General features: G+C 41.6%; 16 protein-coding genes. 12 read left to right on the top strand and 4 right to left on the bottom strand.

Annotated features, from left to right (window positions below; genetic code table 11):
• The first annotated feature begins 30 nt into the window (after window positions 1–30).
• Genes E2H97_RS03425 through E2H97_RS03405 form a run of 5 tightly spaced genes read left to right on the top strand, consistent with a single transcriptional unit; the run spans window position 31 to window position 4163 of the window.
• The gene (locus tag E2H97_RS03425; RefSeq protein WP_246029050.1) at window positions 31–1134 is read left to right on the top strand and encodes an aminoglycoside phosphotransferase family protein; all 1104 of its coding nucleotides are present in this window, start codon (window positions 31–33) and stop codon (window positions 1132–1134) included.
• Entirely contained in the window at window positions 1131–1796 is a 666-nt protein-coding gene (gene murU, locus E2H97_RS03420; RefSeq protein ID WP_133405832.1) for an N-acetylmuramate alpha-1-phosphate uridylyltransferase MurU, read from the top strand. Before E2H97_RS03425 ends, murU begins: the two co-directional genes overlap by 4 nt.
• Complete coding sequence (gene djlA, locus E2H97_RS03415) at window positions 1793–2575, top strand: co-chaperone DjlA (protein WP_133405831.1); 783 nt, start codon at window positions 1793–1795, stop codon at window positions 2573–2575. Before murU ends, djlA begins: the two co-directional genes overlap by 4 nt.
• Window positions 2575–3525 (top strand): D-2-hydroxyacid dehydrogenase, encoded by a 951-nt coding sequence (locus E2H97_RS03410; RefSeq protein ID WP_133405830.1) that lies wholly within the window; start codon window positions 2575–2577, stop codon window positions 3523–3525. The genes djlA and E2H97_RS03410 overlap by 1 nt, the downstream gene beginning before the upstream one ends.
• 56 nt (window positions 3526–3581) lie before the next feature.
• Entirely contained in the window at window positions 3582–4163 is a 582-nt protein-coding gene (locus tag E2H97_RS03405; RefSeq protein WP_133405829.1) for a hypothetical protein, read from the top strand.
• Window positions 4164–4339: 176 nt separating this feature from the next.
• Here the strand turns inward: E2H97_RS03405 and gluQRS are convergent, their stop codons facing one another.
• The 3 genes from gluQRS to sfsA form a co-directional block, all read right to left on the bottom strand.
• Window positions 4340–5200, bottom strand: a complete 861-nt coding sequence (gluQRS, locus tag E2H97_RS03400) for a tRNA glutamyl-Q(34) synthetase GluQRS (RefSeq protein WP_133405828.1) — start codon at window positions 5198–5200, stop codon at window positions 4340–4342.
• Window positions 5201–5268: 68 nt separating this feature from the next.
• The gene (gene dksA, locus E2H97_RS03395) at window positions 5269–5712 is read right to left on the bottom strand and encodes an RNA polymerase-binding protein DksA (protein WP_121839456.1); all 444 of its coding nucleotides are present in this window, start codon (window positions 5710–5712) and stop codon (window positions 5269–5271) included.
• Between the two features lie 273 nt (window positions 5713–5985).
• Window positions 5986–6693 (bottom strand): DNA/RNA nuclease SfsA, encoded by a 708-nt coding sequence (gene sfsA, locus E2H97_RS03390; RefSeq protein WP_133405827.1) that lies wholly within the window; start codon window positions 6691–6693, stop codon window positions 5986–5988.
• Between the two features lie 102 nt (window positions 6694–6795).
• Here sfsA and pepB point away from each other — a divergent pair, with 102 nt between their 5' ends.
• From pepB to E2H97_RS03360, 6 genes are all read left to right on the top strand, one after another.
• A complete protein-coding gene (pepB, locus tag E2H97_RS03385) occupies window positions 6796–8073 on the top strand; it encodes an aminopeptidase PepB (RefSeq protein WP_133405826.1) in 1278 nt (425 codons plus the stop codon).
• Window positions 8074–8219: 146 nt separating this feature from the next.
• On the top strand, window positions 8220–9041 hold the full coding sequence (locus E2H97_RS03380; RefSeq protein WP_133405825.1) for a hypothetical protein: 822 nt from the start codon (window positions 8220–8222) through the stop codon (window positions 9039–9041).
• Window positions 9042–9059: 18 nt separating this feature from the next.
• Window positions 9060–11567, top strand: a complete 2508-nt coding sequence (gene hrpB / locus E2H97_RS03375) for an ATP-dependent helicase HrpB (RefSeq protein WP_133405824.1) — start codon at window positions 9060–9062, stop codon at window positions 11565–11567.
• Window positions 11567–13876 carry a penicillin-binding protein 1B gene (gene mrcB / locus E2H97_RS03370; protein ID WP_133405823.1) on the top strand — a complete coding sequence of 770 codons (2310 nt, stop codon included), beginning with the start codon at window positions 11567–11569 and terminating at the stop codon, window positions 13874–13876. The genes hrpB and mrcB overlap by 1 nt, the downstream gene beginning before the upstream one ends.
• Window positions 13877–14124: 248 nt before the next feature.
• Window positions 14125–15591 (top strand): lactonase family protein, encoded by a 1467-nt coding sequence (locus E2H97_RS03365; protein ID WP_133405822.1) that lies wholly within the window; start codon window positions 14125–14127, stop codon window positions 15589–15591.
• A gap of 298 nt (window positions 15592–15889) precedes the next feature.
• A complete protein-coding gene (locus tag E2H97_RS03360) occupies window positions 15890–16798 on the top strand; it encodes a VirK/YbjX family protein (RefSeq protein WP_133405821.1) in 909 nt (302 codons plus the stop codon).
• Here the strand turns inward: E2H97_RS03360 and E2H97_RS03355 are convergent.
• Window positions 16779–17825: an FAD-dependent oxidoreductase gene (locus E2H97_RS03355; protein WP_170308239.1), complete on the bottom strand. Its 1047-nt coding sequence runs from the start codon at window positions 17823–17825 to the stop codon at window positions 16779–16781. The genes E2H97_RS03360 and E2H97_RS03355 overlap by 20 nt on opposite strands.
• Before the next feature lie 321 nt (window positions 17826–18146).
• Between E2H97_RS03355 and E2H97_RS03350 the strand changes: the two genes are divergently transcribed.
• Window positions 18147–20771, top strand: a complete 2625-nt coding sequence (locus E2H97_RS03350; protein ID WP_133408560.1) for a TonB-dependent receptor plug domain-containing protein — start codon at window positions 18147–18149, stop codon at window positions 20769–20771.
• The last annotated feature ends 42 nt before the right edge of the window (window positions 20772–20813 follow it).

Raw genomic sequence — 20813 nt, 5'->3', positions numbered from 1 at the left:
AATGAATTAAGTTATAATCTTGGTCTATAAATGCAAATAAAAGAAGACTATATTCTTGTTTGTCCGAAAAAGTCACTGCGGACAATATTAGTCGACATGATAAATCAATTTTATATTAAGAGCTATGAGATGCCATTGTCCGATCAAAGATTTTTTCAGCTAACTGAATGGGTTCGTTTATGCCTAGATCCCAAAATTCAATTACAACTCATCTCTGGAGACGCCAGTTTTAGGCGCTATTTTCGCTTTGAACACAATAATCAAAGCTATATCGCAGTAGACTCACCACCAGATTTAGTGCCGATACTGCCGTTTGTTGAATTAGCTCAAAGTTATCACCAATCAGGGTTAAAGACACCTGAAGTATTACATCAAAATGAACAACTTGGCTTTATGGTGCTTACCGATTTAGGCGATAACATGCTGAATTCTGCATTAAATGAGGATACGGTTATTCCGTTATACCAACAAGCCATTGAGCTTCTGCCTCTTGTTGCCAAAGTACAAAGCACTGCCAAGCACCAGTTACCCGCTTTTGATCAAGCCTTTATTTCAACAGAGCTAGCTATTTTTAATGATTGGCTTTTAAAAGAACACCTTAGCTATTCACTTGATGAATCGACACAAAAAATGCTTCTACAAGTATTCGATACATTAACTAAAACCATTGTCAGCCAACCTCAAGTTGCCATGCATCGAGATTACCACAGCCGTAATATCATGCTGCATAATCAGCAAATGTATCTGATTGATTTTCAAGATAGCGTGATGGGTCCAATTTCTTATGATGCGGTTTCTTTACTTCGAGATTGTTACGTCGTGTGGCCGTCAACAATGGTCGATGCGTTAGCCAAATATCACTTCGAACAATGCCTTAAGCACGGCCTATTATCAGCCAACACTCAATTTGAACAATATCAGTATTGGTTTGATCTAACCGGCATGCAACGTCACCTGAAAATTGCAGGCATTTTTGCCAGACTTCACCACAGAGATGGAAAAAGCGGTTACTTAACTGATATTCCTCAATCACTTCATTACCTTATCGAAGTAGGAAACAGGTATACTGAGTTTTCTGAATTAGTCACTTGGTTAAAACAAGACATTCTTCCCAAAGTAGAGGCAACGCTTTGAAGGCGATGATATTAGCCGCAGGTCGAGGTCAACGACTTCGGCCACTGACAGACACACTTCCTAAACCGTTAGTCCCTGTTAACGGCAAACCACTCATCGTCTATCACTTAGAGAAGTTAGCCGCGATAGGAATAAAAGAAGTTGTCATTAACACCGCTTGGCTTGGGCATCAAATCCCACAAGCACTGGGTAATGGTGATAAATGGCAACTGACCATCCACTACATACACGAAACCGAAGCATTAGAAACAGGTGGAGGGATTTGCAATGCCCTTCCACTTTTAGGCGATGAACCATTCTTTGTCATTAACGGTGATGTGTTTGTTGAATATCTTCCCGACTCACTCGCCGATATGCAATTACCTGATAATTGTCTCGCTCATTTATGGTTGGTCGATAATCCTGAACATAATCCGAGTGGCGACTTTGGACTTTCGAACCATTACTTACAAAATAAGTCAGAGACTATGCTGACTTTTTCAGGTATGGGTATTTATCATCCAAAATTATTCGACAAGGCACCGACAGGAGCCTTTGGTACACCTTTATTAATCCGTCCTGCCGCCGACAAACAATTGATCCACGCAGAACATTTTACTGGCTTATGGTGTGATGTTGGTACCATAGAGCGGTTACATCAATTAGAGAAACAAATTCAATGAAAATTTGGGGTAAAGTTTTTGGCTTTATGATCGGCTTTATGTTTGGTCGATTTGTGGGTGCTTTAATTGGGCTTTGGCTTGGTCATGTTTATGACAAATACCAAGGAGCACAAGCATTTTTAGGCAAAGCCGCTGAGCGACAGCGTCAATTTTTAAATTCAACCTTTGCGGTTATGGGGCATGTAGCTAAAGCTTCAGGGCGAGTCACAGAAACCGATATTCGTATTGCCACCATGCTGATGGATCAAATGCGTTTGCATGGACAACCCAGAACTGATGCACAAAACGCATTCAGAAAAGGCAAAAGTGATAGCTTTGATCTAAAGGCTTGTTTGGCTGAATTTAGAGAGGCTACAGGAAGCCGACCTGAACTCAATCAAATGTTCTTAGAGATCCAAATTCAGACAGCACTGTCTGATGGAGAACTGGATAGCAATGAACGTAAAATCCTCGCCACGGTCGCTCAAGAGCTAAATTACAGTCAACAGCAACTTGAGCAACTCCTATCTCGCTGGCAAGCCGAATTTCGTTTTCAACAATCTCAAGCTGGCCGCTCTAGACAAACCACTGCTGCCGATGCTTATCAAGTGCTTGGATTAGAAGCAAGTGCGAGCGATAGAGACATTAAACGAGCCTATCGTAAACTAATGAACGAGCATCACCCAGATAAGTTGGTCGCAAAAGGCCTTCCAGAAGAAATGATGGAGCTGGCAAAGAAAAAAACTCAAGACATTCAATCGGCCTATGATCGCCTAAAGCATGAACGAGGATTCAAGTGATGAAGATTGTGGTATTAGACTATTTTACCCTTAATTCGGGTGATTTGGACGATGCAGCGCTAAAAGCTTTGGGTGATGTGACTTTTTACGATAGAACCTCTATCGCACAAATTATTGAACGAGCAAAAGACGCAGAAATCATTCTGACCAATAAAGTGGTATTAGATACCGCTATTCTAGCGCAACTTCCAAAGCTAGAATTTATCAGTGTGTTAGCGACAGGAACCAACGTCGTCGATATTAAAGCCGCACAAGCGAGAGGCATTGCAGTCAGTAATGTTCCTGCCTACAGCACTCAATCCGTTGCTCAAATGGTGTTTGCGCATATTCTTAACCATACCCAACAGTTGGCACAGCATGACAAGGCGGTGAAAGATAAGCAATGGCAAAACTGCAACGATTTTTGTTTTCAGCTTACCCCAACTTACTCTTTGGTTGGTAAAACATTAGGTCTGATTGGTTTTGGAGAAACAGGTAAGCAAGTTGCAGCTATCGCTACAGCAATGCAAATGAAGTTACTGATCCATTCACGTACAAAACCCGCATCATTACCTGAAAATACTCAGTGGGTAAGCCTTGAAGAAGTCTTTTCTCAATCAGATATTGTATCTTTGCAATGCCCACAAACCTCGCAAACAGAAAAGTTAGTGAACGCCAACACACTTAGCTTAATGAAACAAGGCGCACTGTTAGTTAACTGCGCCAGAGGTGGCTTAGTGAATGAAGATGATTTAGCTCAGGCATTACATCACAATAAACTTTACGCTGGTGTTGATGTCCTTTCCACCGAGCCCCCAGCGGCCGACAATCCATTACTGACTGCGCCGAACATCAGCATTACTCCACATATCGCATGGGCGACACTTGAAGCAAGACAAAGGTTATTAGCTGTTACGGTTGAGAATATAAAAGCCTTCAAAGCTGGGCAAGTGATAAATCGAGTTAATTAATGGTATTAACAATGAGCTGAGCGAATTTGCTCAGCTTGTTTTATCATGGATGAATAATGCAAACTCAAACATATTTTAAGCTTTCAAATTTTAAACTTTTCATAGTGATTACGGTACTTTTTTTATTTGAGTATGTAGCGCTTTTAGTTTTATCTATGCCTTATGAAGAGCTTGAGCAGAATGCAGATAGATACCATCCAATTATGGCTTACTTATTTTTCACTCCTGTATCTATATTCTGTGCTGTTTTAATTATAATTTTTCTCAATTTTCTGTTTAAAAAAGATAAAGGGTTACTCCTCACAGATACTGGTATCGTCGATTTCTCTTCCCCTTTCTCACTAGGAGAGATTCCATTTGATAATATTGCATCTATTACAAGTGCAAAAAACCGCCATATTAAAATTTATAGATTCATAAAATTTAACACTCCTGAATTACATATTAATTTACGTAAAAGAAAAAAAGATAATCAATGGTGGAAAAATAAAGGGCTTAAAGGTCGGCTAGTTAAAAAACTTCATACGTATACAATACCTACCCGTGGGTTTAGAGATAACCAAGAACAAATAGTTGAGGCTATACAAAAACATATTGAGGGAAAAAATATTAAAGTAAATACAATAGATTTCGAGTAAATCGAAAAATTTAAAACGAAAAGGAAGTAGCAAAAACTGAGCAATCTTTAACTATCAGACCAGAGTAATCTAGTACCCTTCTTTTAATTAATGATCTACCCATATCTTCACGAGTCTAATAAATTGTACTTTTAACGCAACAATGTCCAAAAATACGCTATAGCTTGCACTTTTTCTTAAACAATCAAAATCTCATTATTTTTTGGAATGGCATCTAGCTGAAATTGCTCCACAGCTTGAGCAAGCATGACTCTGATATCGCCAGATGTAGCAACTTTAGGTTGCCCTAAAAACGCCAATGCTTGAATTAGGCTTTTTTGTGGATTATTCGAATCAACAGCTGTGGCAGCATTCTGTTTAGACAACTTAAAACCCGGCTGGGTAGAAGCTAACGGTAAATGCAGCCATTTGGGAGAGGGTAAATTTAAGCTCTGAAATAAACTCAACTGACGGCAAGTTGCTTCTAATAAGTCACTGCCTCGTACCACTTCTGTGATCCCTTGATGGGCATCATCCAAAACCACAGCTAATTGGTACGCAAATAAGCCATCGCTGCGTTTAATGATAAAATCTTCTTTGGCAAAGCTAGATTCAACTTTAACCTTACCTTTAAGCTCATCAACAAACTCAGAAACTCCTTCTGTATTAACTAATCGAATTGCCCCACTTTCTAATCCAAGCGGTTTGCAGCGTCCATCATAAATCCCGCCCATTTCGCGAACGACTTTTCGAGTGCATTGGCAGTAATATGCGTTATTTTGTTGCAGCAGTTGATTAAGCGTGTCTTGATAGGCTTCTTGTCTCTGGCTTTGATAAAGCACTTCACCATCCCAATGCAATCCAAAAACATCAAGCGTTTTAAGAATGTCATCCGCTGCGCCTTTGATCTCACGTGGTGGATCAATATCTTCCATTCGGAGCAACCACTGACCCTTTAATGAGCGTGCTCTAAGATAACTGCCTAACGCAGCAACAAGGGAACCAAAATGGAGTGAACCTGAGGGGGATGGCGCAAAGCGACCGATATAGGGTGACATAACACCTTCTGAAGAGATCAATAAAGTGAGAAAGAATCGTTCCTTCTCACTTTACACTAACGTGCTGATTAGCCCGCCATTTGCTTTTCTTTAATTTCAGCTAACGTCTTACAGTCAATACATAAATCCGCTGTTGGACGAGCTTCTAGGCGGCGAATACCGATTTCGATACCGCAAGAATCACAAAAACCAAAATCTTCTTCTTCGATTTTTTGCAATGTCTTCTCAATTTTTTTGATCAGCTTACGCTCTCTATCACGAGCACGTAATTCTAAGCTGAACTCTTCTTCTTGCGCGGCACGGTCAACAGGATCTGGGAAGTTGGCGGCTTCGTCCTGCATGTGGTTGAGCGTTCTATCAACTTCTTCACGCAATTGATTTCTCCAAGCTTCGAGGATCAACTTAAAGTGACTCGATTGCTCGGCGTTCATGTACTCCTCACCCGGCTTTTCCTGGTATGGTTCTACACCAGCGATAGCGAGTACGCCAAGTTTTTTATTGCCTTCAGGCATAACGCATCTCCTGTCTTCATTTGCGTTTTAAGGGCGTTTTTAAGAACGGCCGCTATCTATATCAGAAGTTTTGCACCTAGGCAAATTTTTTAATGTAAAACTTGCCTTTCAACGTCCGTTTTTAATGCTTATTCAACCTCTGCTAAATTAGCCAAAAAGTATAGTACGCTTCTTAGAAATACATCAAACATTGCAACAAATTTAATTCTCAGTTGCGTGTTTATAAACCAACAGCATCACATTTGTATAAAATAGCATCAAAAATTCCATTTCCTAGGAAAGAGAAAAGTCGACTTTATAAGAAAGTTGCAATTGCGATGGTGTAATTTCCGCTTTGTACGCAATAACCTCAACGCCAGCATCAATTGCCTTAGAAAGCAATTCAGCGTACATACTGTCAATATGGCTAGCTGGTTTTACACTATCAATCCCAGTATGTAAAACGGCAAACAGCAAGACCGCTCGTTTTCCAGATTGCGCCATTTGCATCAACTCTCGTAAATGTTTCTGCCCACGAGCTGTTACTGCATCAGGGAAATAACCTTGCCCATTTTCGAGTAAAGTGACGCTTTTCACTTCCACATAGGTATCAGGCATTTCGTCATCACTAAGGAAAAAGTCTATCTTGCTGTTTTCTTCGCCATACTTCACTTCTCGTTGTAGTGTCCGATAGCCTTTTAATTCTTCAATCACTTGATTATTAATGGCTTCTTCAACAAGATGGTTGGCACGAATGGTATTCACACAAATGAAGTGGCCTGTTTGTGTCTCTGTACATTCCCAGCTGTGTTGATATTTTCGCTTAGGATTGTCAGAGGTGCTGTACCAAACATAGTCATCCGGCTCAGCACAGCCAGTCATGGCTCCTGTATTTGAAACGTGTAAAGTTGTCTCTTCACCATTGGTTAGAGTGATATCCGCTAAAAAGCGCTTATAACGTTTGATTAAAGTAGCTCGAGCTAAAGGAGGTTGAAATATCATAGCGCCTTGTTTCAAATCCAAAACGTGAAGTTTGACCTAAATTTTTTATCAAAGCCAGAATCAGTTACACTGCCTCCAGTTTTTCATATCAAGGTACATAATATGACCTCTCCGATAAATATCCACCTGACACTTCAACAACCAGAACCACACTGGGGAAACTCTGATATTAGTTTCCGTTCTGAATCAGCAAAAATTCATCTAAAAGGTCAGGATAATCTCAGACAAATCCAAATGACGGCGCGTAAACTGCGCACACAAGGCATTAACTCTGTAGCCCTACAAGGCGACTCTTGGGATATCGATAGCCAATGGGCTTTTTATCAAGGGTTTGCTACTGCAAAAGCTGGATTTAACGTTCAGTGGTTCGGTACAGACAAACTGAAACAAGCATTAGAAAACCGCAAAGAATCCGCTGATTTTGCCCGTCAGCTCGTCAATGCAACCCCTGAAGATTTGTCTCCTGTAGCTTTAGCAGTAGCTGCGGCTGAGTGGTTACAAGCCTTAGCCCCTTCCAAAACAAGCTTTACCATCATTAAAGGTGAAGAGTTACTTGAGCACCAATGGGTAGGTATTCATGGTGTAGGTCGTGGTAGTGAGCGTCCACCAGCGTTATTGGAACTGGATTTCAATCCTACAGGTAAAGCAGATGCACCAGTTGAAGCCGCACTTGTGGGTAAAGGTATCACTTTTGATTCTGGCGGCTATAGCATTAAAAGCTCAGAAGGAATGCTTGGAATGAAAGCCGATATGGGCGGCGCTGCAACCGTAACAGGAGCATTAGGCTTAGCCATTAAAAATGGCTTAAACAAGCGCGTTAAGCTGTTTTTATGTTGTGCTGAAAACTTGATCAGTGGTCACGCATATAAACTGGGAGATGTTTTAACCTACAAAAATGGCACCACCGTTGAAATCGTCAACACCGATGCAGAAGGTCGCTTGGTACTTGCTGATGGTTTACAAGCAGCATCTGAAACGGGAGCACCGCTTATCATCAATGCCGCAACGCTAACTGGCGCGGCCTATAATGCGGTTGGTACTAACTACAATGCGATTTTCTCTCCTCAAAGTGAGATGCTAGATCTTGCTAAAGAAAAAGCTGCTGCTGTGGCTGAGCGTGTGTGGCCGCTGCCGATGGATCCTTGGCATAAAGATATGTGCCCTTCTCCTTATGCCGATACTGCAAACAGTCGTCCTGTGAAAGGTGGCGGTGCCGGTGGTGCTTCGAATGCTGCTGCTTTCTTATGGCGCTTTGTTCGTGACGATGCAAACTGGTTACACTTTGATTTAGCTGGCGCATTTTCAGATAACAACAGTGCGCTTTGGGCGGCAGGCGGTACAGCTCATGGCGTTTTAACCATTGCTGAATTGATTAAATAAACTGAGCAATATAATAATAAGCCTTTCTGAGCTCTTAAGCAGCTAGAAAGGCTTTTTCTAGATTACCTACAGATGAACAAAGCTTAAGTAGCTAAATCTCGAGTTAAAAACCACACTTAACTTACGTTTTGCAGTTTGTGGCTTTTATGGCGAATTTGAGTGTTATTGCTTCACTTCCTTTAAATACATCTCAGCTTCAAGCAAAAGAGCTTGAGGACGATGGTTATCATACAGGGGAAGACGCCCATACTTTATGTGGCTTTGAGGCAAAAGCAAAACCAGAAACAATTCTAAATGATTGGCATCAAGCAGAGGAAACCCAGCCTTTACCTACAAAGGCTGCGAGTAAGGGTTATGGTACTGTTCCGTCTATTTCCGAATCCAAGCAAGCCTCAGTAAAACCTCACTATCCGAGAAATTCTGAGCGATGGCTGAGAAGGGCTCACCATTCCGTTTCTCCACAAAACCCTGCATTAACTTTGTTACTGGATCTTGATGAAACTTCGTTTGTTGCTTTTGAATTCCAATACCAATTGAAAGCATTTTTAGCTAAAAACACACGTTTTACAGAGGAATCAGCTATTACTTGCCCTCATAAAGGGGAGACCGTTCTCTTTTTTATTGCTGTTGATGCTAAAGCTTTACGGGCAGTATCTAAATTTCAGCAACGAGGACACAAGGTCGCCATAGTAACTGCAGGTTGCTATTTATTTGATGCAGTAGCCAATCTGTTTTCTTCTTATGGCGTCACTCTTTCTGAAGACCTTTACTTTAATCGCTCTCACCTACCTCATTTGAATAAAGCTAAGTTTATTAATGAGAAATTGATGGCTAAGAACGATTGCCTTCTTATTGACGATTTAGAAGAAAACCGCCCTCAAAAAGCCTTTTTCAGCCTTGCCGACCAACATCACTTCCCTCTTCACAGAAAGCACTTTGCAGCTAAGGGTAAAATGACAGCTGAATAATGACCAGTTCTGACTTACATGCTAGTATGCAAACCAATCAAAACTAATTTGTCACAGCACTTGAACACACTTCCTATTTACTCTCTTTTCCCACAAATCCAAGACTCATTAACTCAGAATAACCAATTGATTATTCAAAGCCCAACAGGTTCAGGTAAGTCCACAGCATTACCTTTAGCTATGATGGACTGGACTCAAGTTGAAGGCAAAATTTTAATGCTTGAGCCAAGACGGGTGGCGACTCGAAGCATTGCCTCTTTTATTGCTCAATCTCGCGGTTCGGCGCTAGGTTCAGAGGTGGGTTACCGAGTAAGAGGTGATAACAAGGTTTCTTCAAATACCAAATTAGAAATTGTGACAGAAGGTATATTAAGCCGAATGATCCAAGCCGATCCTGAGTTAACAGGAATTGACATGATCATCTTTGACGAAGTACATGAACGTCATCTTACGACAGATTTAGGTCTCGCCTTAGCCCTTGAAGTACAGCAAAGCCTTAGAGAAGACCTTAAGCTAATCCTGATGTCTGCAACCTTAAGTTTCGATGATCTTAAAGCATTATTGCCAGAAGCGGATTATCTTGAATCCGAAGGTCGTAGTTTTCCCGTGAACATTGAATATTCGGCTTCAAAAGACCCTAAAGCTTGGTTATCACATACAGAAAAAACCGTACATCAGTTATTAACTAATGGTAGTGATGGCGATATTTTGGTGTTTCTTCCCGGTAAAGGGGAAATTTTGTCGTTAGAAAAAGCGCTTAACGCCTATGATTTATCAGATGTAACCGTGCTTCCCCTTTATGGTGAGTTAGGCAATCAAGCACAAGATGCAGTTCTTAAACCTATCAAGCACACTCGTAAAGTCGTTTTATCCACCAATATTGCTGAATCCAGTTTAACCATTGATGGTATCAAATGTGTAGTGGACTCAGGCTTAAAACGTCACGCTAGCTACAATCCGAAAAACGGAATTACTCGTCTTAGCTTAAAACCCATCAGCCAGTCTTCTGCAACACAACGTAGTGGTCGAGCTGGCCGAACGGCTGAAGGAAATTGTATACGTCTGTGGCGACAAGAAGATCATCAACGCAGAGCGACAACGGATACACCAGAAATTGCAGATAGCGATTTACTGGCAATGACTCATCATTGCAGCTATTGGGGCTGTAAACAATTTGACGAACTGCCTCTCTTAACACAGCCACCTGCTATTCATCAGAAAAAAGCGTGGGAATTGCTGCAATCATTAGAGTTCGTAGATGATAGCCATAAAATCACTGCCTTAGGTAAACACGCTTTTGAGCTGGGTGCAGAGCCTCGCCTTGCACATATGCTATTGAAAGTAAAATCTGACCACAAGCTACTAGGCTTGGCATGTTTACTAACGGCGATTATAGAAGCTCGCGGCTTACCAAGAAAAGGCTGCGACATTCAGCATTATTTAAACTTATGTCTAAAAGGCGCATTGAACCAACAAACCAAACATTGGCTTAAGCGGTTTAATGTAAAAACTCCAATTCCAGATCTGATCAACAATGCCGACTGGCAAACCATAGGTTTACTACTGGCTTACGCCTATCCAGATAGAATCGCCAAATCTCGCTCTGCAGGTCGCTTTTTAATGGCCAATGGTAGCGGTGTAATGATTGATGAGCATGACCCGCTTGCTCAACATAGCTACTTAGTCATTGCGGATCTACAAGAAATGGAAGGAAAAAGTGATGCCAAAGGTTTTTTAGCAGCCCAATGTTGCCCAAGCTTATTCGAAAGTGAACTGAAGTATTTGCTTCAAACTCACATCCACAGCGATTGGGATAAATCCTCAGGGCGCTTTATTGCAGAGGAGCAACAAAGGATTGGCCGTATTGTTGTAGCAAAACAAAAGCTCAATCAATTGACGACCAAACAGCGAAGCGAGGCCGTATTGAGCTACCTACAGCATCAAGGGCTTTCTGAATTAAACTGGACTGAAAAAGCAATCCAGTTGCAGCAACGCCAAAAACTCGCTCAACAATATTTATCTCAAGTTGACTGGCCTGATATTAGTTTAGAGTGGTTAACCCAAAATATGACCCAATGGTTAACACCCTATTTGTCAGATGTCACTAATCTTAAACAATTAACTCAATTAGACACTTATCAAATTTTGTGGAGTTTATTAAACTGGGAGCAACAATCTGCTATTGATAAACAGTTGCCAACACATTGGCCTTTAGTGACAGGAACAAAAGCACCGTTAACCTACACTAACGATGATAGAGTATTAATGAGCGTTCGTTTACAAGAGGCGCTTGGCTTGGCTCAAAGCCCAACATTAGCCAATAATCAACTGGTTGTGACTATGGAGCTGCTATCGCCAGCAAGAAGACCCATCGCTGTGACTGCTGATTTAACCAGTTTTTGGCAAGGGCCATATAATGAAGTAAAGAAAGAAATGCGTGGTCGTTACCCTAAACACCTTTGGCCTGATGACCCACAAAATACTCAAGCGACCAAACTAACGAAAAAGAAATTAAACGGACAATAATGACGAAAGCAAAAACGACACGCGGCCGCAAAAAAACTTCTAAGTCTAAAACCCCAACTTCTTCATTTCTTAGAAAAACATGGTCAATATTTTGGAAACTCGGCGTGATCGCTCTGGTTTTACTGAGCTGCTATACCATCTATTTAGATCAAATCATTGCTCGTAAATTCGAAGGTCAAAAATGGCACCTACCCGCCCAAATTTATGGTCGTTCAATGGCGCTTTACCCCGGAGCCGCCATCAGTCACCAACAACTCGTCGATGAACTTAAGCTGCTCGGTTATCGAAAAGTCGCTCATCCTAGTCAAGTTGGAGAGTTCTCAGCGTCAAGCACTAAAGTTGATATTTGGCGACGGTCTTTTCATCATCCTGAGGGAAACCAACATCAACAGCGGGTAATGGTCTCTTTTAACCAGCAAGGCGTACAGAGCGTATTACGCCCAGATCAACGCCAACTTGCCATTTTTTATCTTGAACCTATTTTATTAGATCGCATTATCACCAGTGACGGCCAAGATAGATTATTTGTTCCTGAGGATAAAATTCCTCCACTGATCATCAAAGCTCTATTACAAACCGAAGATCGAGACTTTTATCATCATCATGGTATTAATCCGCTCGCTATTTTACGTGCGCTATTCGTCAACATCTCAGCCGGGCGAACTGTGCAAGGTGGGTCAACGTTAACTCAACAGTTGGCCAAAAACTTCTTTCTAACTCCTGAACGTTCACTGATCCGTAAAGCCCGCGAAGCATTGATGGCATTAGTGGTTGATTACAGATACAGCAAAGATGAAATATTAGAAGCCTACCTTAATGAAGTGTATATGGGGCAAGATCGCGCTCGCTCTGTGCACGGTTTGGGATTGGCCTCACAATTTTATTTTGGTCGCCCTATTTCCGAGCTATCCATCGATCAGCAAGCGTTCTTAGTTGCTGTGATTAAAGGGCCTTCTTACTATAACCCTTGGCGCAATCCCAATCGCGCCATGGAGCGTCGTGATTTAGTGCTTCGTCTACTGATGGATTCGGGAGATTTAAGCACCAACCAATATCGACTTGCCGTAAATTCGCCATTAGGCATTCGCAGCAACAATCGAGAAGTGCACCAAAAACTTCCAGCCTTTTTTGATTTAGTAAAGCAAGAACTGGCAGACCGTTATGGCCCTGAACTGTTAAACATGTCAGGGATAAAGGTCTATACCACGCTTGATCCGCTGGCTCAACAAGCCGCGGAAAAAGCCGTAGTATCGAGTATGAAGCGACTGCGTAAACAACAAGGAAATAAAAATTTACAAGTCGGTATGGTGGTGACGGATAAACTGAATGCTGGTGTCGCGGCCATGGTGGGTGACAGTAGCCCGACTTATCACGGCTATAATCGCGCCATGAGTATACGTCGTCCTATTGGTTCTTTGATCAAGCCTTTTGTCTACGCTACAGCACTATCAAAACCAACGACTTATAATTTGGCTTCACCTTTAGATGACAAACCCATCACCCTTACCAATGGCAAAGGAAAAACATGGTCGCCTCAGAACGTTGATAAAACCTTCTTAAATGAAGTGCCTTTACTGACGGCCTTTAAACGTTCTCGCAACGTCCCAACCGTAAACCTTGGGATGGCACTGGGTGTTGAAAATGTTGTAGACACCTTGGTGGACTCTGGCTGGAATGAATCCGTATCACCTTATCCGTCGATGTTGTTAGGAGCTCTTAATGGCTCACCTATGATGGTGGCTCAAGTATATCAAACGATTGCTGATTCTGGACGTATGCGACCACTCAGTGCTGTCACTTATGTATTGGACAATAACGACAACCTTATCGATACATACAGATCGCCCCCTAAGCGAGCCATCAACCCTCAAGCTGATTACTTAACTCAATATGCGATGACTCAAGTGGTAGAGTCTGGAACAGCCACCCGATTACATAAGCAATTTCCACATACGCGGTTGGCCGGTAAAACGGGGACAAGTAATGATAATCGCGATTCGTGGTTTGCGGGGTTTGACGAAAGAAATGTCGCTGTAGTGTGGGTAGGTAAGGATGATAATAGTAAAACTGGCCTATATGGTAGCAGTGGTGCCTTAACGGTCTACCAGCAGTTTTTGAAAAACCGTCATCCGATAGGTCTACGCTTGGCGCCACCATCTGGTATTGTTCAGGGGTATTTCGATATCAATACGGGTGTCCCAATGGAAGCTGATTGCAAAAATGTTATTCAACTTCCTAGTGACAATAAAAGTTATCAACCCGCCCAGAATTGTGGAAAACCATTATCTTGGTGGCAGAAAATTTTGTAATTTTCATCTGTATTTAAAACAACTTAGGTTTCATCAGCCGCCTCCACTAAAACGGAGGCGGTTTCTTATCTTTACGACTCAGCCTTCTATCTTACCACTGGGATCACAAATCACTTTTGACACCATATGATCCAGCTCACAAAACCGCGTGTGTTAAAGTGAAAGAATGTACTTAAGTTTTCACTCCAAAAACCATAATGAGGTCAATACCAATCTAATTTTCTGTATTCTTATGAGGTAAAAACACTATGGTATTTTCAAAAAAATGTGTTTTTAATGGAATAAAAGCATTAACCGTTTCCATTCCGTTGGTCTTCTTAGCGGCTTGTGGTTCCAGTAACCATCACAGCAACAATAACAACAAACCAGATTTAATGGGCTTTATGTACACCACCACCAATGGCGTGGGTGACAATATGGTATTGCGCCTATCTCGCTATGCTGATGGCTCAGTTGGTAATGAAGTCGCCACAGTTACGACAGGGCTAGGTGGTGCAAACCCTCTTGTTGGTGGAGATGCTCACGGAGACTTCGATTCTCAAGGAGCCATCCAAATCATTGGTAATTACCTGCTTACCGTAAATGCGGGAAGTAATGATATTACAGTGTTCAAGCTTGATAGAGCGACAGGTGATATCACTCAAATGGCCAATGTTGACTCAGGTGGTACTCGTCCTGTCAGTATTACCTATACCAAAAAAGCGAATAGCGATGACCAATATTGGGTGGTTGTGGGAAATCAATGGAATAATCCTAATATTCAAAAAGGCGGAACCGGTGAACCTGCCATTGAACGCTATCCTAGTGATGCATTCTTCAAAGACGGAAACAGTAACAAGGATTTATCGGCCGACGACCCAATGTCAGATCCTCAACGCAACATCACTTTGTTTAGCTTTGACTCCAGTAATGGCGCTTTAACTCAAGCAGGAGGAGCTCCACTCGCCACCTATCCAAGACAAAACGGTGGCCCAACTGATGTGGTATTTTCTGCGGATGGAAGTAAACTTGCCGTCTCCACATGGGGGGTGGCGCATTTTGCAACGAAAGCTCCAGAGCTACCAGCGGGTGAGCAAAGAGCAAGCCGAGTTTATGTGTATGACTTCAATACAACAACGGGTGCAATTCCGGATGCCCAGAAAACAAAACCTAGATTCTTTGAGAAAGACGGAATCGCAGGAACAATTGGCATTAACTGGGCACCAAACAGTAATACGGTTATTCATGCCAGTAACTTCAATTTATCAACAACCCTACCTGACTATGGGCTAACAGAACTTACTGTTGGGGACACGACAGTAACCAAAACCCAAAACTTTAAAACAGGACCTTTGGGCCAAGATGAAGCTTGCTGGACAGTATTAAGCCCTGATAACAAGAAACTCTATGTTTCAAGTTTTGGCGCGAACTCAATCACTCCGTTTACCTTGAAAACTGACGGTACAGTAGATAAAAAACAAGCCTTTGCCCTTCGCTCTACTGTCGCACCAAATATGGCTCCTCCGGGGGATACCAAGGATATGTATGTCACCCCTGATAATAAATATCTATACGTTATTGGTGCATTCCAGTCATTCACTATGAATCGATTTGATGTTACTCCTGAAGGTTTAAAATATGTGAATCAATATACGTTTGAGCAAACCGAGAAAAGCCAGAAAAATACTGGTGTTCACAACTTCTTGGGCTTAGTTGGGTTTGATATTAAGAAATAATACCATTCACATTAATTAACTGTGTTTTTAGAAGAGTCTTAGCAAAGGAAATGCAAGGCGCGATGACGAATCATAGCCATAGCTATGGTGAGGAGTTGCAACGATGTAGTTACAAAGCTAAGGCTAAATCTAAGACATAGTTAATTGATACGAATGGTATAATATAGCCCTCTTGAGCTTATCCTTCACACTGTCGAGATAAGCTCTTTTTTACTTCACATGAAAAATAATTCATTAGCTGTCGTGTTATAGCCATTGATACTATCCGCTTAAATTCAGTTGTATAGGCGGGTAAGCTATGGCGTTGCTTTATTTTGAAGATGATCTCTCAAATAGAATCACTCATCTATCAAAAGCAAATTACTACCAAAGAAAGCCTTTAAAGCGCTTACGCCTTTTAGCATGGTGTTACCTCTACCGTGGCACAATTAACGCCTACCTTAATCATTTAGAGCAACTTAACCTACTTTGGTTAATTGATTCCCACCCTTTGTATATAGAAAAACCCTTAAAACCATACGGCTGCTTAACTTGGTCTAAACAGCAACGTCTGACATATTTAGAGGATCATTTTAGTTTTGTTCACAACAAGCTGGGTAATAAGCTTCATCAAGTATATTCCGAGCAAGGATTAGTATTATTTGATGTTCAAGACCGAAAAGAACAAAACTACTCCGTTAAACTTTATCAAGGAGAAGAACGAGAAGGCAGTATGGGGCTAATATTAACCAATACTCTAAATCAGACCATCTATTCATTGTCTTTTACCATCTATGGAAATGATAAGCCTTGTTTGCACATTGGAAATGTACAAGGAGCCAATGATAGTGTTGAAAATCGCTCAAAAGTGATTGTTGAGCTTACTCGAACCTGTTTTGGACTTAGACCGAAAGCACTCATTTTAGAAGTGTTACTTATGCTTGCAAGACATTGGGGAGTAGAGCAAGTTACAGGCGTATCAAATAAAGGACATATCTACCAAGCAATGCGCTATACGGGGTCAAAAAAACAGAGTTGTCGTTTTAACTATGATCAGTTTTGGCAAGAATACGAAGGCACTTTACTCAATAAGCACTTATATCAAATTCCCACCAGCCCCAAAAGAAAATGCCTAGATGATCTTTCAACCAGTAAACGCAGCATGTATAAAAAGCGCTATCAGTGGTTAGAGCAAATGGAAATTGAGCTTAGTACTTTAACCAAATAGGCAATACTTGCTGGATATAATTCATGAATTTACCTACCCCAACATTCCATTCTTGATAACCAAAAGGATCAGTAACAAGGTTAGGAAATCCTACGCCCGTCCCGAATAACCCTTGAGCAATAATACCGTTATAAGGGTTATAATTAACAGGATATGGGATATCGATAATTTTAATATCCGTCCGTGGTGCAAACCCAATACAATATACGGCTTTAGTGCATTGCTTCACTTTTTCATCCCAAGCGCTATCATCGCAATGCACTCTCTCTACACGCTTTGGAAGTTTTCCATCTATGTTCGTTTTCGCCCATAATGCGGCATGTTCTTTTAATCCTGTGTTATCGAACAATACATAATCATCCATGTACACAGCGTACTTAGTTGGATTTCGATAAAAGTTGATCACTTTTTTCACCCGAGTTTTCATCAAGTTTTCTAACGCGACCATAGCTGAATGGGAAGAACCAAATACAGCAATGGTGTCATCATGTAACTCTTGGTTGCGGATCAACTTATCGTTCAGTACATCAGCAAGGGGAATGGTCGGAATCGATAATGGTAAGGTTTTGGGTTCAGCTCCAGTTGCTAATACTACCTTACAGGCCTGAATCTCATTTTCTCCACAACTTATTTTCCATCGACTATTCTCACGAGAAAGGTGCCTGACTGTTGTTCTTAAAACACTCACTTGGGAAATAAGCTGCTCAGTAATCCACTCTAAAGGTGGTAATAGATGACATAAACGACAACTTCGTTCAGGGTTAATACTATGGATTTTGAACAGTGGGGCTTTATCAAATCGATAGCTCTTACAGGCATTAAAAAAGGCCATAAAGCCTTTTACCTTTGAATTACCTTGAACACGAAACCACTTATCTCCGATATCACCCACTGCAAACTTTGGATCTACCCATACAATGTCAGAAGCGGGGATACCTGCATCAATTAAGTTACCTACCACTGCAATACCCGCAGGTCCAGCACCAACAACACACCATGAGTAGCAACGCATACTTACTCCAATCACCTATTTTTCCTAAGATTTTACTTAAGAGTAGCTTAATCAAAGCTTTCACTGACATACGTGCACAAAAAATCATAAATTAAGCCAGATTATTGTTAACAATTTATTTACACAAATTAAATAATTATGTTTAATAGAGTTCTCAGGGTTCGCCCTAAGCGAAAGGATTCGTTTCTAGTTTTCAGGCAATCATCAGCCGTACTTTTCTGGGGAAGAAAAGATTGATGCACCTGTAGAAGCCCCTATTGCATACAAACACTAATAACAATAATCACTGTTGTGTTTTGACATAACATTTAGACAACGATGCACAAGGCTGGAATGATGAGAAAACAAAACCGTACATTTACCCGTAGCTCACTGGGCGTGGCCGTCGGCTTAGCACTATCTGGGCTGACTTACACAAACATTGCCACCGCTGAAGAAGTTAAAGCGGCTGGACAGGAAAGCATTGAAAAGATTGCCGTGGTAGGTAGTCGCTTTGCACCTCGTTCTTCTGGAGACTCGCCAGTCCCAGTCGATATTATTGGCGGTGATGAACTGCAAAAAGCCGGTAATACCGATATGCTTGAACTGTTAAAAGGCACAGTACCTTCTTTGAATGTTCATGCAAACCCGATTAGTGATGCAGCAACGCTAGTTAGACCTATGAACCTTCGCGGTCTTTCTGCTGACAGTACTCTGATCCTGCTCAACGGCAAACGTCGCCACCGTTCTTCTGTTATTACCTTGTTAGGTGGTGGCATTAACGATGGTGCACAAGGCCCTGATATTTCAGTTATTCCAAGCATTGCATTAAAGCAAGTAGAAGTACTTCGTGATGGTGCTGCGGCGCAATACGGCTCTGATGCCATAGCTGGCGTAGTGAACTTCCAATTAAAAGACTCGGCTGATGGCGGCTCGCTTGAAGTTAAGCATGGTGAGTACTACGAAGGTGACGGCACCAGCACCCAAATTTCGGGCAATATTGGTATGCCGTTAACAGAGCAAGGTTTTGTTAATCTAAGCTTCCAATACAAAAATGCCGATGCGACCAGTCGTAGTGTTCAGCGTCCTGATGCTGCGGCACTAAAAAAAGCTGGTTTGCCAGTTAACAACCCTGCACAAATCTGGGGTTCGCCAAAAATTAAAGACGACCTAACCATTTTTGCTAACTTAGGTCTAGAGCTTGATGAGCATTCAGAAGCTTACTTATTTGGTAACCATTCTGAGCGTGATGTGAAAGGTGGATTCTACTTCCGTAACCCTACAAATCGTGGTGGTGTGTACGGTGGTATTGTTCGTGAAGTAAATGGGCAAAAAATGTATCGCCCAGGTGACGACCAAAAAGCACTGCAAGAGCTATGGGATAAAGCACCTGCAACAATTTTGGTTGGCTCATTAGAAGGTCGAGATAAACAACTGGATTGTCCATTAGTTCAACTTAATGCTGATGGCATCCCAGATCCTACCGCCCTAGGCCAATTAGAAGCAGCTAAGTGTTTTGCATTCAACCTAACCATTCCTGGCGGTTTTACACCAAACTTTGGTGGTAATATCACTGACACCTCTCTGACAGCAGGAACCAAAGGTGAATTCCAAATAGATTGGCTTCAAGGTATCACTTATGACTTTAGTGGCTCATTCGGTCAAAACGGTTCTAAATACTTTATTTACAACACGGTTAATGCTTCATTAGGCCCAGATAGTCCAAGAGACTTTTCTCCAGGTGAAGCGATCAACAGCGAGTGGACCTTTAATGCTGACTTCGTTAAATACTCAGATTGGGGACTGAACGATGATGTGAGTATTGCTTTCGGTTATGAGTGGCATAAAGAAGAGTATAAAGTGATTGCTGGCGATGAAGCCTCATTCAAAGTCGGACCTTTATTTGACCAAGGCTTTAGCATTGGCTCAAATGGTTTCCCTGGGTATAAGCCTGCTGCCGCTGGTGAGTTTTCAAGTAGAAACTCAGCCATTTATACTCAATTGAGCCTACCTGTTACATCAGACTTCTTACTTGATGTAGCCTTGCGTTATGAGAACTACAGCACCTTTGGCTCGACCACAAACTATAAGATTGCGGGTCACTATCAGTTAAGTGAACAGTTTGCTCTACGTGGCTCTGTGAACACCGGCTTTAGAGCACCAACAGTTGGTCAGCAAAACTTTACCAATGTTCAAACTCGTTTGACCAACGGTGTATTATCTGACTCCGCACTGCTACCACCAACAAACCCAATCGCTGTCGAACTTAATGCAAAACCGCTAAGCCCTGAAGAGTCATTCAGTTACACGGCCGGACTTGTCTACAATAATCACAACTTGTTTGTGACTGTTGATTATTACAACATCCAAGTGGACGATCGTATTAGTCAATCTGACTTTAAGAAGCTAACCGATGAGCAAAAAGTAAAACTAAAGAATGCTGGCGTTCCAAATGTAGAAGGTTTGACCAATGTTAGTTTCTTTAGTAATGACTTTGATACCACAACTCAAGGTATCGACTTAGTTGCTAACTACTCAACAAACCTAATGGGGGGTGACACTACCTTTGCATTAGCCTATAACTGGAATGAAACGAAGGTTGATAAATTCACTAGCATTACAGGTGATTTTAAGGTTAAACGTTTAGAGGAAGGATTACCTAAGCATAGAGCGACCTTTACTTGGTCTCAGTCTTGGGAAGATCTAAGTGTATTTACAAGAGCTAACTACTTTGGTGAATACTTCGCGGTACATGCCAATTCATTAGGACTTTCAAAAGATGCTTCGTCAGCGATTACGCTTGATGTTGAGGCAAATTACAACTTCACCGATGCTTTTGCTCTGGCTGTAGGTGCACAAAATCTATTGGATAAAGAGGCTGAAGAGACAACGACATCAGCATTAGGTGCTAAGTACTTTGAAACCTCTCCTTTTGGATTTAACGGTGGCTATTGGTACGTAAAAGGTACTTATAAGTTCTAAACACTTTGAAGCAATGGATACAAAAATGCCCTGAATTTTCAG

It is taken from the genome of Parashewanella tropica (assembly GCF_004358445.1).
GTDB classification, from domain to species: domain Bacteria; phylum Pseudomonadota; class Gammaproteobacteria; order Enterobacterales; family Shewanellaceae; genus Parashewanella; species Parashewanella tropica.
This window is presented reverse-complemented; position numbering and strand designations above follow the sequence as displayed.